This window comes from Pseudonocardia sp. (assembly GCF_050250275.1).
GTDB lineage: Bacteria > Actinomycetota > Actinomycetes > Mycobacteriales > Pseudonocardiaceae > Pseudonocardia.
The window spans coordinates 124,353-140,282 of sequence record NZ_JBFWOY010000008.1 but is presented as its reverse complement, the minus strand read 5'-3'; the positions used below and the strand labels follow the sequence as shown (position 1 = coordinate 140,282).

Below are 15,930 nucleotides of genomic sequence, written 5' to 3'. Positions count from 1 at the left end.
GACTTTTGGTTTGTTTATATGGACGGACCTCGACTCAGGGAGTGCACGTGCCCCTCACAGATGCCGTCGATCCGCGCCCCCGTTCCCGGCTCGATGCCGACGGGGAATGGCGCGTCCACGGCCTGCGGTGCCGACGCTGTGCAGCGGTGGCCGCCTACGCCTGGCCGAGCTGTCCGGCGTGCACCGAACCGGGAGAGCCCGCGGCGTTCGGGCCCGGCGGAACGGTGTGGAGCGCCACCGTCGTGCGGATCCCGGTTCCCGGCCGCACCCCCCCGTTCGCCCTGGCCTACGTCGACCTCGACGACGGGCCCCGGGTCCTGGCCCACGTGCCGGGCGCGCAGGCCGCGCCCGCCGTCGGCGCGCGGGCGCGGCTGGTCGCCCCGACCGACTCGGGCGACCTGGCGGTCGAGCTGCTCGCGGCGGTGGCCTCGTGAGTGCCGTCGCCGTCCACGGTGTCGGGACCTCGCACTTCGGCCGCCAGCCCGACCGGGACTTCATCGCGCTCGCGCACGACGCGGTCCGCGAGGCCATGGCCGACGCGCAGACGGACTCCGTCGACGCCGTGTGGGTCGGCACGGTCTTCGGCCCGGCCGGGCTGGCCCAGCGCACGTTGCGGGCACTGGGCATCACCGGCATCCCCGTCATCACCGTCGAGAACGCCTGCGCGAGCGGCACCACCGCCTTCGCCGAGGCCCACGAGGCGGTCCGCTCCGGCCGCTACGGGCGGGTCCTGGCACTCGGCCTCGAACAGATGAGCACCGCGTTCTCCGGCGCCATCACCCCCGAGCCGACCGACCCGGAGCAGAGCTCCGGGCTGGCGCTGCCCGCGCTGTACGCGATGAGTGCCGCGCGCTACCTGCACCTGGGTGCCGTCACCCTCGAACAGCTCGCCGCCGTGTCGGTGAAGAACCACGCGCACGCACTGCACAACCCCCGCGCGCAGTACTCGGGCCGCTACACGGTGGCGGAGGTGCTCGGCTCGAAGATGATCTCCGACCCGCTGACGCTCCTGCAGTGCTGCCCGACCTCCGACGGCGCCGCGGCGGCCGTTCTCGCGCCCGCGACCGGCGGCGCCCGGGAGGTCGCCGTGCGCGGGGTGGCCATGCGCAGCGGACGTCCGTGGAACCAGGACTCGCCCCACGTCTGGGGCTACGACATCGTCCGGGACACCGCCGCCGACGCGCTGGCCGCGGCCGGCCTCGACACGGTCACCGACGTCGACGTCGTCGAGGTGCACGACGCCTTCACCATCGGCGAGATCGTCACCACCGAGGCGCTCGGGCTCGTCGGCGAGGGCGAGGGCGGCAAGGCCGCGGCGGAGGGGGTGACGGCGCTGGGTGGCCGGCACCCGGTCAACCCGTCGGGCGGGCTGCTGTCGCGGGGCCACCCGCTCGGCGCGACCGGGCTCGCCCAGATCGCCGAGATCGTGTGGCAGCTGCGCGGCGAGGCCGGTGGCCGACAGGTCGAGGCCGCCCGCATCGGGCTCGTCGAGACCATGGGCGGCGGAGTGTCCGTCCTCGACGGGAACGCCTGCGTCGTCGCCGTCCTGGAGGGCCCGTGAGCACGTCCGGGATCGACCTCGACCGGGTCGACCTGCTCGGCCCGGAGGCGGTCGCCGACCCGTACCCCGTGCTGGCCGCCCTGCGTGAACACGATCCGGTGCACTGGAGCGAGAAGTACCGCTCCTGGTTCATCACCCGCTTCGACGACGTGACCGCGGCCCTGCGCGACACCCGGTTCTCCTCCGACCGGATCTCCCCGTACCGCCGCGCGAAGCTCGACGGCCCCGACGCCGACCCCGCACTGCGCGCGGCGTTCGGGGTCCTCGAGGAGTGGATGGTCTTCAAGGACCCGCCGGACCACACCCGCCTGCGCAAGCTGCTCAGTCGCGGGTTCACCCCGCGGGCGGTCGGCCGGATCCGCGGGCGGATCGACGAGCTCGCCGACGAGCTGCTCGACGCGGCGACGAGCTCCGGCTCCGGCCGGGTCGACCTGGTCCGGGACTACGCCTACCCGCTGACCGCGTCGGTGATCGCGGAGATGCTCGGTGTGCCGCGCCGGGACCAGGACGACTTCAAACGGTGGTCCGACCAGATCACGGGCCTGGTGTTCGGCGGCATGGGTGACGCCGACCGGCACGCCGTCGGCGCAAGCGGGATGGCCGAGCTCACCGCGTACCTGTCCGACCTCGTCGCCGGGCACGAGCGGGAACCGGCCGACGACCTGTTGTCCGCGCTCATCGCGGCCCGCGACGAGCACGACTCGCTCAGTCACGAGGAGGTCATCTCCACCGGTGTCCTGCTGCTGTTCGCGGGGCACGAGACGACGACGAACCTCATCGCCAGCGGTGTCCTGGCGCTGCTGCGCCATCCCGGGCAACGGGCACTGCTCGACGCCGATCCGGGTCTGCTCAACGGTGCGATAGAGGAGGTCGTGCGGTTCGACGGGCCGGCCAAGACCGTCGCCCGGGTGATGGCCGAGGACGTGGAGATGGGTGGGCGCACCCTGCGGCGCGGCCAGCGGGTGTTCCTCAGCCCGTCGGCGGCCAACCGGGACCCGGCGGTCTTCGACGACCCCGACACGTTCGACATCACCCGCAGGCAGGGCCGCCAGCTCGGCTTCGGTGTCGGCCTGCACTACTGCCTCGGGGCGCCGCTGGCCAGGCTGGAGGCCTCCGTCGCCATCCCACGGGCGCTCGAGAGGCTGCCGTCGTTGCGGTTCGACGAGGACCAGCTGCACTGGGCGCCGGTACTGCTCTCGCGCGGGATGGAGAGCTTCCCCGTCCGCTACGACGTCGGGTGAGGCGGACCGGTCGCCGGCGCACGTGCGCGGGCGGGTCGGCGAGCACCACCTGCGGCGGAGGTCCGGACCTGGTCGCGCGGCCGCGCGCGTGACCGGTCGCGGGGCCGGGTCCGGTCCCGCGGCACCGAGAGATCGAACCGGCCGGGGGCCGACGTCGCGGTCGGCTCCCGGCCGCCCACCGGGAGGGGATGACGATGCCACGACCGAGCCGCTGGCCGGATCTGGTGCGGGCCGCGGGGGAGGAGTTCCGGGAGCACGGCTACGACAGCGCGACCCTGGAGAGCATCGGCGCCCGCGTCGGCATCCTGAAGGGAAGCGTCTACAACTACGTGGGCAGCAAGGAGGAGCTCCTGCTCGCCGTCGTGGAACAGCCGGCGCGGGCGCTGCTGGCGGAGCTCGACCGGCTGCGCGCGGACACCGGTAGCAGCGTCGCGATGCGACTGCGCGAGCTGATCCGCACCCAGGTGCGGATCTTCGCCGACTACCACCCGGCGGCGTTCGTGTACCTGCAGCACGTCGGGAAGGTCCGGTCACCGGCCTTCGCGGAGTTCGCCGAGATGGACCGCCGCTACATCTCGGCGATCGAGTCGCTGCTCGCCGAGGGGGTCGGCAACCGGGAGTTCTCGTTCGCGGGCCAGCCCGCCGTCGCCGCCAGGGCGATCGTCGGCATGCTCGACTGGATGCAGCACTGGTTCGTCCCGCAGAACCCGCAGGCCGACGCCCAGCTGGCGGACGAGCTCTTCGCGCTCGCCCTCGGCGGTCTGTTCGCCGCGGGCGGGGTCCACGGCCTGGCGAAGGGGACCCCGAACGCGGTGTCAGCCCGGGTCTGAGGGCCGGGCGCGGCGACGGGCGGGCCGCGGCGTCGACGTCGGGCGGCGGCTCGCCCGGGGGTGCGTGCCGAACGCGCGGGGCGGGCGCGCGGGCCCGTCTGGTCGGCGACGAGGGTCACACGTCGCCCGCGATAAACAAACCGACGGTCGTTTCTGTGTCACGGCGAGGGCGCCAGACCTGCCATTATCTATCTGTTTGCTGCGTGATGTCGTGTTCAGCGGACCTGTCGATGGCTGACATGCTCTTGATTCTTGACCAAAGGTTTGCTTACATCCGCTCATCGACGAGCCTCGGAGGAGGCGCATCCTTCGCGGCGTCGTCCCGGCCGACGGTGAGCGGGCCGCGGACCAGCTGCTGACCTGTGTGTCCGGGCTGGTGGGACCGCGCCGTGTGCGACCTCCGAACCGCTCATCGATCCTTCGTCACGGTCCCGGACCGCGACGACCCCGAACTCCTCCCCGGCGTCCCCCGCGCCGGGGAGTGTCGACGTCGACACCCGGAGGCACCATGTCCCGAACTCTCCGCCGGCTGCTCAGGCCGGCTGTGGCCGCGACGGCCGCCATCGCCGTCCTGACCGGCTGCTCGACCGGCTCGCCGGCCTCCGACCCGGCGCCCCCGCCCCCACTGCGGTCGGAGGTGACCGAGGTCCGCGTCACCGGGACCGAGGACCTCACCGACGGGACCCGGCGGGTGCACGGCGTGCTGACCGGAGCGGTCGACGCCGGCGAGGACGTCGTCGGACTGGCCGCGCAGCCCGCCGGCGGCGACGGTCGCATCGGCTACGAGGCCGAGTTCGAGGTGCTGATGCCCGCCGGTGGCGCGAGCGCCGTCCTCGTCGACGTGGAGAACCGGGGCAACCCCACCACGCTCGGCTTCCTCACCGACCAGCCCGCGCTGGTCACCGCGGGCGGCCCCCCGTCGAAGACGACCCACCCCGGCGAGATGGGCAACGGGTTCCTCCGCACCGCGAAGCTGGCCTACGCACGGGTGCAGTGGCAGACCGGGATCGCGGCAGGCGTCCCCGCCACGGCACAGGGGATCGGGCTGGTCACGGTCCGCGACTTCGGCCGGATGCTGCGTGCCGGACGCCCCGAACTGGCCACCGCCGGTGTCGAGCCGTTCCGCACCACGGTCCTCTCCGGGCTCAGCCAGTCGTCCTGGGCGGCGACGTCCTTCCTGGCCGAGGGGTTCAACGCCGACCCGGCCACCCGCGCCGGCGTCTTCGACGGCGCGTTCCTCGTCAGCGCCGCCGGCAACTGGCTCGCCGTGAACCGGATGGCCGACGACGGCCAGCCGCAGCAGCCGTACGTGCGTCCCAACGGCGTCCCGATGACCTACGCGGCGATGCTCCGCCGCCCCGACAGCGACCCCGTGGTGGTCGACGTCGTCAAGTACACCGACTACTTCCGGCTGCGTGCCTCGGTCTCGCTGACCGAGCCGATCCCCGACCGGGTGCGCCGCTACGACCTGCCCGCCGCGCACGCCCCCGAGTCCGCCGTGCCGCCCGGCTACGCGTTCGACAAGCTCGGCTGCAACGGCGGCACGCCCGTCCCGCTCAACCCGATCGACGACCGTCCCTACCTGCGCGGGCTGCTGACCGGCCTGCTGACCGACCTGGACGAGAAGTCGTTCGGCACCGCGCTGCCGCCCTCGGCGGTGTTCGAGCTGGAGCCGGGTCCGGCCACCGGCCCGCTGGTGAACCCGCTGCCCGGGACCGAGGTGCGGGTGCCCCGCGTCGACCAGCACCAGAACCCGGTCGGTGGGGTCCGGCTCGCCGAGGTCGAGCACGCGGTCGCGCGCGCCGAGCCCCCGGTGCTCACCCCGGTCTCGACCGCCGACATCGCCGCGATCTGCGGCAACTTCGGTGGCTGGGCGCCGATCCCGACCGCGCAGCTGCAGGAGCAGTACCGCGATGCGGCCGGCTACCAGGCCGCGGTCGACCCGACGGTCCAGCGACTCGCCGACGACGGGTTCCTCCTGCCCACCGAGGTCCAGGCCGTGCGGACGACGGTGGCAGGCGCCTACCCCGCGCGCTGACCCCGCGCGCTGACCGCGCGCGGTGACCCGGGCGGTCCCCGGCGGGAGCTCCGCCGGGGACCGGCCGGTGGACCGCAGCCGCCGGGCCCCGCGCCGGCGCGCACGTCGGAAGCGGGTCGCGGCCGGCGACGTCGGATGCCGCGGTTCAGTGCGAGTCGCGGCCGACGTCCGACCCACTGGAGCCGACGAGGAAATCCAGGTCGGCACCGGTGTCGGCCTGCCGGACGTGGTCGACGTAGAGCCGTTCCCAGCCTCGACGGGGGTTTGCGAAAGCGGCCTCCGTCGCGGGATCGGGGCGGCGGGTGGCGAGCTCGCCCGCGGGGACGTCGAGGTCCAGACGCCGCGCCGGCACGTCGAGGACGATCACGTCGCCGGTCCGGACCAGCCCGAGCGGCCCGCCCGCCGCGGCCTCGGGGGCGACGTGCAGCACGGCGGTGCCGTAGGCGGTGCCGCTCATCCGCCCGTCGCACACCCGCACCATGTCGCGCACACCGCGGGCCAGCAGCTTCGGCGGCAACGGCAGGTTCGCCACCTCCGGCATCCCCGGGTAGCCCCTGGGGCCGCAGCCGCGCAGCACCAGCACGGAGTTCTCGTCGACGTCGAGGTCCGGGTCGTCGACGCGGGCGTCGAAGTCCTCGATCGAGTCGAACACGACCGCCCGGCCCCTGTGCCGCAGCAGGTGCGGCGACGCCGCGGCCGGCTTCACGACGGCGCCGTCGGGGGCGAGGCTGCCGCGCAGCACCGCGATCCCGCCCTCGGCGACCACCGGGTCGTCCCGCGTCCGCACGACCTCGGGATCCCAGATCGTGGCGTCGTCGAGGCCGTCGACGAGCGGCGTGCCGATGACGGTGAGCGCGGCCGGGTCGAGCAGGTCGCGGACCTCGCGCAGCACGGCCCGCAGCCCACCGGCGCGGTGCAGGTCCTCCATCAGGAAGCGGCCGGCGGGTGCCACGTCGACGAGCATCGGCACGCGCGACCCGATGCGGTCGACGTCGTCGAGGGTGAGCTCGACCCCGACCCGCCCGGCGATCGCGAGCAGGTGCACGACGGCGTTGGTCGACCCGCCGACCGCGGCCAGCGCGACGATCGCGTTGTGGAACGACGCCCTGGTCAGGAACGTACTGGGCCTGCGGTCGGCGGCCACCATCTCCACCGCGAGCCGCCCTGTCAGGTGCGCGGACTCCAGCAGCCTGCTGTCGGGTGCGGGCGTCCCCGCCACCCCGGGCACGACGGTGCCGAGGGCCTCGGCGACCAGCGCCATCGTCGACGCCGTGCCCATCGTGTTGCAGTGCCCGCGGCTGCGGATCATCGACGACTCGGAGCGGGTGAAGTCGTCGGCGGACAGGGTGCCGGCGCGGACCTCCTCCGACAGCCGCCACACGTCGGTCCCGCAGCCCAACGGCTTGCCCCGGAACGTGCCGGTGAGCATCGGCCCGCCCGGCACGACGACGGCGGGCAGGTCGACCGACGCGGCTGCCATCAGCAGCGACGGGATCGTCTTGTCGCAGCCGCCGAGCAGCACGACGCCGTCGATCGGGTTGGCGCGCAACATCTCCTCGGTCGCCATCGCGGCCATGTTGCGCCACAGCATCGCGGTGGGACGCACGAGCGTCTCGCCCAGGGACACCACCGGCAGCTCGAGCGGCGTCCCGCCCGCGGCGTGCACACCGTCGCGGACCGACGCGGCGACCTCGGTGAGGTGCCGGTTGCACGGCGTCAGGTCGGACGCGGTGTTGGCGATCGCGATCTGCGGGCGCCCGGTGAACGCGTCACCCGGTGCGCCGCGGCGCATCCAGGCGCGGTGGATGTAGGCGTTGCGGTCGTCGCCGGAGTACCACTCGGCACTGCGCAGTGCGGGTGCGCGCTCGGTCGAGCTCATCGATCCCCCGTGGTGGCGTGGCCTCGGGACCCCGCGGGAGCGACGGCCACGACGCCGCCCGCCCGGCATCGTGTCCACGCCGGGCGCGCGGCGTCAACGCGGAGGCAGCGTGCCGCGGCTCTTACCGGTCCGGCCCGTGGTCGCCACCCGGAGCCGGGGTCGTGAGCGGCAATAGTCGCTATGACGACTATTGCCGCTCACAGGTTTACCCCGACGCCGCGGTGCGCCAGCCTGGAAGCGCCACACGTCGCGGGTGCTCCGGACGGGACGGCCCGATGGCGGGACCACCACGGGTCGTTTGACGTACCCGACCAGCGCGGGGGTATGTCATTTGTCGCGCAGCACAAGGGTCGGGCGCGTGATGGCCCAGGGCCGCGGCGGGAATTACGGTCGGGGGACGACGGGCGCCGGTGCCCGCTGTCGGACCTGTCGACGGAGCGCCGGCCCGAGCTTGGGAGCGGCCAGATGACGAGCCGGATCAGTCCGGACCTGCCGGGGACCTACGTGTTCGACGGCCCCACGAGCCGGCGGGGGTTCCCCATGAACAAGCTGTTCATGTCGCTGCGCACCGAGGCGGCCCGCACGGACTTCCTCGCCGACGAGCCCGGCTACTGCGCGCGGTTCGGCCTCACCGACGACCAGACGACGGCGGTGCTCGCCCGCGACTGGCAGGCGATGCTCGACCTGGGCGGCAGCATCTTCTACATCTACAAGCTCGCGATGATGGACGGGCACTCCATGCAGTACCTCGGCGGCGTGTTCACCGGCATGTCCGAGGCCGAGTTCAAGGCCGCGATGCTCGCGGGAGGGCGTACCGATGTGTGAGGTGGCCGATGTCTGAGGTGATCTGGGGGCTGGCGACGTCGCACGTCCCGTCGATCGGGGCCGCGATGGACCGCGGCATGACGGCCGACCCGGTGTGGGCGCCGCTGTTCGAGGGCTACGCCCCGGCCCGGAAGTGGCTGGCGGACAACACCCCCGACGTCGCGATCCTGATCTACAACGACCACGCCAACGGCATCGACCTCGACATCGTGCCGACGTTCGCCCTCGGCACCGCCGAGCGCTACCAGGTGGCCGACGAGGGGTTCGGGCGCCGCCCGGTGCCCGACGTCGTCGGCTCCCCGGAGCTGTCGTTCCACCTGCTGCAGAACCTGATGGACGACGGGTTCGACCTCACCGTCTTCCAGGAGCTCGACGTCGACCACGGGTTCACCGTGCCGCTGTCGGTGTGGACGCCCGAGCCCGGCGACGCCTGGCCGTGCCCGGTGGTGCCGCTGCTGGTCAACGTCATCCAGTACCCGCAGCCCACCGCGGCCCGCTGCTACGCCCTCGGAAAGGCGCTGGGCAGGGCCATCGCGTCGTTCGACGGTGCGCGGACCGTCGGCATCCTCGGCACCGGCGGCATGTCGCACCAGCTCGCGGGTGCCCGGGCCGGGTTCATCAACCCCGGGTTCGACGCCATGTTCCTCGACGCCATCGAGAACGACCCGGAGAAGCTGGCCGCCCTCACGCGCGAGGACTTCATCCGCGAGGCGGGCTCGGAGGGCATCGAGCTGATCATGTGGCTGGTGATGCGGGGAGCGATGAACGCGCAGGTCCGCAAGGTGCACAGCGCCTACCACGTGCCCGCGTCCAACACCGCCGCCGGGCTGGCGCTGTTCGACAACCGCACGGCCGGGCCCGCATGACCGGGTGAGCGGCGGCCGGGCCCGCGACTCGGACGTCGCGGACCGGTCCGGTCGTCCGCCTGGTCCGCCGGTCCCCTCGGCCCCCGGCACGGGCCAGGAGGGGACGGCGTACCGGAGCCGCCGACGGCGTCCGGTCGGGGGTCACTCGCGCCATTCCCGGATCAGCCACGTGCACACCTCGGCCTCGCTCATCTCCGGGAACGAGTTCCGGAAGGCCGCCAGGGCGTGCATGGCCTCCTCGCGGTCCAGCCCGCGCGTCGCCGCCGTCTCGACGTACTCCCGTTGCAGGGCGGTGGGTCTGCCGCCGCCCGCGCCGCGGCCCGGGAGCCCGTCGCGCCACCGCTCGATCTCGTCCACCCTGTCCTCCGCCCAGCCGGGAGCCCCGTCGATCTCGACGTCCGGTTCCGGGAAGGGATGGGCCGATCCCCCGGGGTGGCGCCCGCGCCACTTGTGGACGGCGTGCCGGCTCACCCCGAGCGCCTCGGCCACGCCGATCACCCCGAGGTAGCGCCGCGTCATGCGCGCACGATCTCACGTCCGAACATCGTCTCTGTCGTGGACAACGTAGGCGTTGCGGTGAATCGTCGTCAACAGCAGAGACGAGGAAGCGCCCGGCCGCGACGCTCCTCCGGGCGCTCGACGACGGGCCCGCCGCCCAGGGGTCGTGCTGCCGTGCGGGTACTTCGTGCCCGAGGAGTGTCCCGACGACGTCGCCGCCGCGATCCTGGCGCTGTTCGCGGCCTGAGCTCCGCGCGCAACCTCACGGTCGCCTCCCCGGCCCGGGACAGCAATGAGGTTGCGGGCGAGGCGGGTTAGGGTCGGCCGTGATGCGCATCGCCCTCGCCCAGATCGCCGCCACCACCGACCCCGCGGCCAACCTCGACCTCGTCCGCGACGGGGTGCGCCGCGCCGCCGACGCGGGCGCCCGGATCGTCGCGTTCCCCGAGGCGACGATGTGTCGTTTCGGGATCCCGCTCGGCCCCGTCGCCGAGCCGCTCGACGGCCCGTGGGCCACCGCCGTGCGTGAGGCGGCCGCGGGCGCCGGGATCACCGTCGTCGCCGGGATGTTCACCCCCGCCGACGGCCGCGTCCGCAACACCCTGCTCGTCACCGGCGGCGGGGTCGAGGCCTCTTACGACAAGATCCACCTCTACGACGCGTTCGGGTTCGCCGAGTCCGACACCGTCGCGGCGGGGGACACCCCGGTCACCGTGGCTGTCGACGGCGCCACGATCGGCCTCGCCACCTGCTACGACGTCCGGTTCCCCGCGCTGTTCCAGCGGCTCGCCGCCGAGGGCGCCGACGCCGTCGTGCTCCCGGCGTCGTGGGGCGCGGGGGAGGGCAAGCTCGCGCAGTGGGAGCTGCTCGTGCGCGCCCGCGCGCTCGACTCCGGCACGTTCGTCGCCGCGTGCGGGCAGGCCGACCCGACGACGGTCGGCGGGGAGCACGGGAAGGCGCCGACCGGGGTCGGGCACAGCCTCGTCGCCGGCCCGAACGGCGCGGTCCTCGGCGCGCTGGGTGCCGAGCCCGGGCTGCTCGTCGTCGACATCGATCTCGACGCGGCCGTCCCGGTGCGGACCGCGACCGGGGTGCTCGCCAACGCCCGCGACCCGCGTCAGGGGGCCTCGGCGTCGTTCGGCTGAGACGCCTCGAACGCGTCGACGGCCGCGATCCCGGCCGCGACGTCGTCCGCCGGGGCGAACGACGCCGTGAAACTGTTGCGGGCCAACGCGGCCAGCTGTCGCGTCGACAGTCCGAGCGCGGCGTAGTTGTCGGCGACGTACCCGCCGAAGTACGGCGGGTCGTCGGAGTTGACCGTCGCGACCACACCCGCCTCGTGCAGCGCCATGACCGGGTAGCCGTCGAGGGTGTCGACGACGCGCAGCCGCAGGTTCGACAGCGGGCACATCGTGAGCGGCACGCCCTCGTCGCGCAGCCGGGCCACGAGCGCCGGGTCGGCGGCGGCGGTGTAGCCGTGGTCGATGCGCTCCACGCCGGCGTCGAGGGCCTCGCGCACGTAGTCGGCGGGACCTTCCTCGCCGGCATGGCAGGCCAGCCGGTAGCCGCGGCCGCGGGCGTCGGCGAAGAACCGGGCGAACTTCGACGGCGGGTTGCCCACCTCCGCACCACCCAGCCCGACCCCGAGCAGGGACTCCCGCCACGGCGCCATCACGTCGAGCAGTTCCAGCGCCTCGGCCTGCGTGCGGTGGCGCTGCGCGATGACGAGCACCGCGCCGTCGACGCCGAGATCGGTGCGGGCGTCGGCGACCGCGTCGAGCACACCGCCCAGGACGTCGTCGACGGGGACGCGGCCGAGGAACGGCTGCGGGCTCACGAACATCTCCGCCCGGCGCACCCCCTGCGCGGCGGCCCGGCGCAGGTAGGCGGCGGTGAGCTCGTGGAAGTCGGCGCGCGTGTGCAGGACGGTGCAGCCCAGGTAGTACAGCTGCAGGAACTCCGCGAGACCGGAGTAGGAGTACGCGGCGCGCACCTCGTCGGCGGTGTACCACGGCAGCGCGACCCCGTTGCGCGCCGCGAGCCTCATCAGGTCCTCGGGCTCCAGGGTGCCCTCGAGGTGGACGTGCAGCTCCGCCTTGGGCAGCGCCGCCGCGATGTCGGTGACCGTCACCCGGTGCCCACCGCGCTGCCCGAGGCGGCCGCGTTGTCGATGTGGCGCTCGCACACCGCGACCGCGGCGGCGGTGTCGCCCGCCGCCAGCGCCGCGACGAGCGCCCCCAGCTCGGCCGCCGACTCCGCGGGTCGCCCCGGCCGCGACAGCGACCGCGCCCGCAACAACCGCACCCGCGCCTGCAACTGCCCCAGCAGCGTCCGGATCGCGGAACTCCCGGCGCCGTCGAGCAACGCCGCATAGAAGTCGTCCTTGGCGCGCAACAGGTCCAGGATCTCGTCGGGCCGGTCGCGCGCCACGTCGGCGAACGCCTGGTGCGCCGTGGCCAGCGCCGCGTGGTCGGCGGGTGAGGCGTGGGCGACGAACCGCCGCGCCGCCAGACCCTCCAACGTCGCGCGCACCTCGTAGAGCTCCGCGGCCTCTGCCGGGCCGGGCACGTCGACGACCGCGCCCCGCTGCGGGACGATCCGCACCAGCCCCTCGCCCTCGAGGCTGCGCAGCACCTCCCGGATCGTCGCCCGCGAGACACCGCTGACCTCCATCAGCTCGCGCTCCACGAGCCGCTGCTCCGGTGCGAGCCGGAACTCCAGGATCGCGCGCCGCAGGGCATCGGTGATCTGCTCGCGCAGGGGTGCTGCGATGCGCCGTCCGCCGACCGGGCCCAGCACGTCGGCGGGCAGGCCGGCAGGGCTCATCCCGTCACCGTACTTCACCGGGCACGTCCCGCAGCAGGATCAGGACAGGACGAGGTCCGGCGGCTCCTCGTGGGGGCCGACCGCCACCGTCGCGACCGCGGCGCGGGTGTCCGACCGCAACGTGTACACCCCGGCCGGGACGGCGCCGAAGCGGTAGCCGCCGTCGCCGCCGGTCGTCGTCGCAGCCACCGCGCGGCCGGTCGGGTCGAGCAGCACCAGCCCCAGCCCGGCCGCCGGTCCCGGCCCGGACACGGTGCCCGCCAACGATCCCCGGGTCCGGACGGGCAGGTCGACGACCTGGTCGCTGCCGTCGGGGCCGGCGTCGCGGTCGATGCCGCGGGCGACCGGGTCGGCCCCCGGCGCGGCCACCACCAGCGTGATCGCCGCGCCCACCCCGCCGAGCCGGTACGTGCCGTCGGGATCGGACATCGTCGTCGCGACGACGTCACCGCCCGCGTCGAGCGCCACCACCGTCGCGGCCGCCACCGGGGCGCCGGTGTCGGGATCGCGGACCACCCCACGCACCCCGGCGATCGGCTCGAGTGCGACCGCCAGCGGCATCGTCGGCTGCCCGGCCGCCACCCGCACCGTGAGGGCCCGGGGCCGGTGCCCGCAATGGTGCGCGATCAGCACGTACCGGCCGGGCGCGACGGCGTCGAACCCGAAGTGGCCCCCGGGGGTCTGCGCGATCCGCCCGACCTGCGTGCCCGCACCGTCGGTCAAGGTGAGGACGGCGTCGCCGAGCGGGGTGTCTCCGGAACGGACGACGCCCGTCACCGCGCCCGCGACCGGGCCGTCGTCCCGCGCGCTCATGACTGCTCCCGGGCGGCGAGCACCGGTGCGGGCGGTGGTGCGCCGGGCAGGGCGATGTCGTGGCGGGTCTCGGCGGCCCGGACCGTGACGGTCTCGTGCACCGCGGGCAGCCGCGTCGCCACCAGCGTGAGCGGCTCGGCGGGAACGCCGGCGAGGCGGTAGCGGCCGTCGGCGCCGGTGCGTGTCGAACCGACGACGCTGCCGTCCGCCGCGTACGCGGTCACGGTGACCACGCCCGGGCCCGGCGGGCCGACGACGCACCCGTCCAGGGTGCGCGAGGCCCAGCGCGGAGCGTCGGGAGGCGGGGGGACCTGCGCGATGACCGGTTCGACGGCGGCGGGGCGGGCCGCCCGGCGCGGCAGGAACATCGCGACCGCGAACGCCACGACCGCGGCGCCTGCTCCGACGACCAGCACCACCCGGAAGGCGTTCTGGGTCGGCAGCGCCACCGGTCCGAGTGCCATCGTCATGTGCGCGAGGATCACCCCGGCGACGGCACTGGCCACCGACGTGCCGATCGAGCGCATGAGCGTGTTGACGCTGTTGGCCGACGCCGTCTCCGACACGTCGACCGCGCCCATGATCAGCGCGGGCATCGCGCCGTAGCCGATCCCGATGCCGGCGCCGATGACGATCGACACGAGTACGAAGTGCCACACCTGCGACATCAGCAGGATCGTCAGGACGTACCCGGCCGCGACGACCAGCGCGGAGACCATCAGCGTCGTCCGCGGGCCGTAGGTGCGTGAGAGCTTCGCCGACAGCGGCGCCGTCGCGATCATGACCAGGCCGCTGGGCGCCATGATGAGCCCGACGTCGAGCATGCTCAGTCCCAGGCCGAACCCGGTCGCCGGGGGCAGCTGCATGAGCTGCGGCAGGACCAGCGACATCGCGAACATCGCGAAGCCGAACACGGCCGAGGCGATGTTGGTGAGCAGCACCTGCGTGCGGGTGAACGTGCGCAGGTCGACCAGCGGCGACGGCGTGCGCAACTCCCAGAACGCCCACGCCACGAACACGACGGCCGCGCCCGCGAACAGGCCCAGGGTCGGGCCGCTCGCCCAGCCCCAGTCCCCGCCCTTGGAGATCGCGAGCAGCAGCGCCATGAGTGCGACCGAGAGCCCGAGCGCGCCGACCAGGTCGAACCTGCCCCCCGCGCGCAGCGGCGACTCCGGGACCAGCACCAGCACGAGCACCAGCGCCACCGTGCCCAACCCGCCGGAGACCCAGAACAGCACGTGCCAGCTGGCCTCCTCGGCGATCAGCGCCGCCAGCGGGAGGCCCAGCGCGCCACCGATGCCGAGCGAGGCGCTCATCATCGCGACCGCCGAGCCGAGCCGCTCGGACGGCAGCTCGTCGCGCATGATGCTGATGCCCAGCGGGATCACGGCGGCGGACAGGCCCTGCAGGGTCCGGCCGATGATCGCGGGCAGCAGGCTGTCGGCCAGCGCGGTGACCACCGAACCGGCGACGAGCACGACCAGGCTGACCAGCAGCATGCGGCGCTTGCCGAACATGTCGCCGAGGCGGCCGACCGTCGGGGTGGCGACGGCGGCGGCGAGCAGCGTCGCGGTGATCACCCAGGCCGTGTCGGCGCTGGACGCGTTCAGCAGCGTGGGCAGCTGGGGGACCAGCGGGATGATCACCGTCTGCATCAGTGCCACGACGATGCCGGCGAACGAGAGGACGGCGACGACGGCGTTCGGGCGGACGGTGCGGCGTGCGGTCACGGGCGTGCTCCGGGGGCGGCAGTTCAATCAGCTGATTGAGAGAAGGCTGTCATCGGCGGCGCGTCCTGTCAGCGCCCCATGAGTTAAATCACCTGGTTGACTCAATCCGGGCACGCGGGTTCACTGGACCCACGACGTGGAGGTGCTCATGACGGTGAACAGCCCGGGGAGGGCGCCCGCCCGCTCCGGGCGCGCCGACGCCACCCGGGAGGCCATCCTCGCCACCGCCGAACGGCTCTTCGCCGAACACGGCGTCGTCGCCGTCTCCAACCGCCAGATAAGCGAAGCCGCCGGCCAGGGCAACACCGCCGCCGTCGGCTACCACTTCGGCACCAAGGAAGACCTGGTGCGCGCCATCGTCCGCAGACACACCGCCGACGTCGACCGGCTGCGCGAGGACCGGGTCGCCGCCGTCGCCGGCTCGACCGACGTCCGCGACTGGGTCGGCTGCCTGGTCCGGCCCATGACCGACCACCTCGACGCCCTCGGCAGCCCGACCTGGTTCGCCCGCTTCGCCGCGCAGGTCACGACCGACCCCGTCCTGCGCGAGAAGGTCGCCGAGGAGTCACTCGGCTCGGCCTCGCTACGACACGCCCTCGACGGGCTGGAGGCGTGCCTGCCGACGATGCCCGCCGCCGTCCGTGCCGAACGCGGCTCCATGGTCCGCCAGCTGATGATGCACGTCCCGGCCGAACGCGAACGGGCGCTCGCCGACGGCACCGCGACCCCGCGGGCGTCCTGGCACGACGCCGCGACCGGGCTCGTCGACGCCGTGACCGGAATCTGGCTGGCCCCGATCACCCCGACCCCCTGAGTGGGCTGG

15 protein-coding genes are annotated in these 15,930 nt (G+C 74.0%); 9 read left to right on the top strand and 6 right to left on the bottom strand.

The window, feature by feature from the left end:
* The first annotated feature begins 146 nt into the window (after positions 1-146).
* The 5 genes from AB7F12_RS10310 to AB7F12_RS10290 all read left to right on the top strand — a co-directional run bounded on the left by AB7F12_RS10310 (position 147) and on the right by AB7F12_RS10290 (position 5,670).
* A complete protein-coding gene (locus AB7F12_RS10310) occupies positions 147-434 on the top strand; it encodes a Zn-ribbon domain-containing OB-fold protein (protein WP_428502038.1) in 288 nt (95 codons plus the stop codon).
* Positions 431-1,561 (top strand): thiolase family protein, encoded by a 1,131-nt coding sequence (locus AB7F12_RS10305; protein ID WP_428502039.1) that lies wholly within the window; start codon positions 431-433, stop codon positions 1,559-1,561. The genes AB7F12_RS10310 and AB7F12_RS10305 overlap by 4 nt, the downstream gene beginning before the upstream one ends.
* On the top strand, positions 1,558-2,802 hold the full coding sequence (locus AB7F12_RS10300; RefSeq protein ID WP_428502040.1) for a cytochrome P450: 1,245 nt from the start codon (positions 1,558-1,560) through the stop codon (positions 2,800-2,802). The genes AB7F12_RS10305 and AB7F12_RS10300 overlap by 4 nt, the downstream gene beginning before the upstream one ends.
* A gap of 194 nt (positions 2,803-2,996) precedes the next feature.
* Positions 2,997-3,632: a TetR/AcrR family transcriptional regulator gene (locus AB7F12_RS10295; protein WP_428502041.1), complete on the top strand. Its 636-nt coding sequence runs from the start codon at positions 2,997-2,999 to the stop codon at positions 3,630-3,632.
* A 508-nt stretch (positions 3,633-4,140) separates the two neighbouring features.
* A complete protein-coding gene (locus AB7F12_RS10290; RefSeq protein ID WP_428516741.1) occupies positions 4,141-5,670 on the top strand; it encodes an alpha/beta hydrolase domain-containing protein in 1,530 nt (509 codons plus the stop codon).
* A gap of 145 nt (positions 5,671-5,815) precedes the next feature.
* On the opposite strand, the gene AB7F12_RS10285 is transcribed toward AB7F12_RS10290, so the two are convergent.
* Positions 5,816-7,549 carry an IlvD/Edd family dehydratase gene (locus tag AB7F12_RS10285; RefSeq protein WP_428502044.1) on the bottom strand — a complete coding sequence of 578 codons (1,734 nt, stop codon included), beginning with the start codon at positions 7,547-7,549 and terminating at the stop codon, positions 5,816-5,818.
* A 465-nt stretch (positions 7,550-8,014) separates the two neighbouring features.
* Here AB7F12_RS10285 and AB7F12_RS10280 point away from each other — a divergent pair, with 465 nt between their 5' ends.
* Positions 8,015-8,374 carry a protocatechuate 3,4-dioxygenase gene (locus AB7F12_RS10280; protein ID WP_428502045.1) on the top strand — a complete coding sequence of 120 codons (360 nt, stop codon included), beginning with the start codon at positions 8,015-8,017 and terminating at the stop codon, positions 8,372-8,374.
* An 8-nt stretch (positions 8,375-8,382) separates the two neighbouring features.
* Positions 8,383-9,240 carry a class III extradiol dioxygenase subunit beta gene (locus tag AB7F12_RS10275; protein WP_428502046.1) on the top strand — a complete coding sequence of 286 codons (858 nt, stop codon included), beginning with the start codon at positions 8,383-8,385 and terminating at the stop codon, positions 9,238-9,240.
* Positions 9,241-9,381: 141 nt separating this feature from the next.
* Here the strand turns inward: AB7F12_RS10275 and AB7F12_RS10270 are convergent, their stop codons facing one another.
* On the bottom strand, positions 9,382-9,759 hold the full coding sequence (locus AB7F12_RS10270) for a hypothetical protein (protein ID WP_428502047.1): 378 nt from the start codon (positions 9,757-9,759) through the stop codon (positions 9,382-9,384).
* A 308-nt stretch (positions 9,760-10,067) separates the two neighbouring features.
* Here AB7F12_RS10270 and AB7F12_RS10265 point away from each other — a divergent pair, with 308 nt between their 5' ends.
* A complete protein-coding gene (locus AB7F12_RS10265) occupies positions 10,068-10,883 on the top strand; it encodes a carbon-nitrogen hydrolase family protein (protein WP_428502048.1) in 816 nt (271 codons plus the stop codon).
* Here AB7F12_RS10265 and add read toward each other — a convergent pair.
* From add to AB7F12_RS10245, 4 genes are read right to left on the bottom strand one after another with little or no spacing between them, the layout of a single operon-like run.
* Complete coding sequence (gene add / locus AB7F12_RS10260) at positions 10,856-11,869, bottom strand: adenosine deaminase (protein WP_428502049.1); 1,014 nt, start codon at positions 11,867-11,869, stop codon at positions 10,856-10,858. The genes AB7F12_RS10265 and add overlap by 28 nt on opposite strands.
* A complete protein-coding gene (locus AB7F12_RS10255) occupies positions 11,866-12,564 on the bottom strand; it encodes a GntR family transcriptional regulator (RefSeq protein WP_428502050.1) in 699 nt (232 codons plus the stop codon). Before AB7F12_RS10255 ends, add begins: the two co-directional genes overlap by 4 nt.
* Positions 12,565-12,603: 39 nt before the next feature.
* Complete coding sequence (locus tag AB7F12_RS10250; RefSeq protein ID WP_428516743.1) at positions 12,604-13,377, bottom strand: MSCRAMM family protein; 774 nt, start codon at positions 13,375-13,377, stop codon at positions 12,604-12,606.
* Positions 13,374-15,107: an MFS transporter gene (locus AB7F12_RS10245; protein WP_428499659.1), complete on the bottom strand. Its 1,734-nt coding sequence runs from the start codon at positions 15,105-15,107 to the stop codon at positions 13,374-13,376. Before AB7F12_RS10245 ends, AB7F12_RS10250 begins: the two co-directional genes overlap by 4 nt.
* 148 nt (positions 15,108-15,255) lie before the next feature.
* Between AB7F12_RS10245 and AB7F12_RS10240 the strand changes: the two genes are divergently transcribed.
* Positions 15,256-15,921, top strand: coding sequence for a TetR/AcrR family transcriptional regulator (locus tag AB7F12_RS10240; protein WP_428499658.1), 666 nt, complete (start codon positions 15,256-15,258; stop codon positions 15,919-15,921).
* Positions 15,922-15,930: the final 9 nt, after the last annotated feature.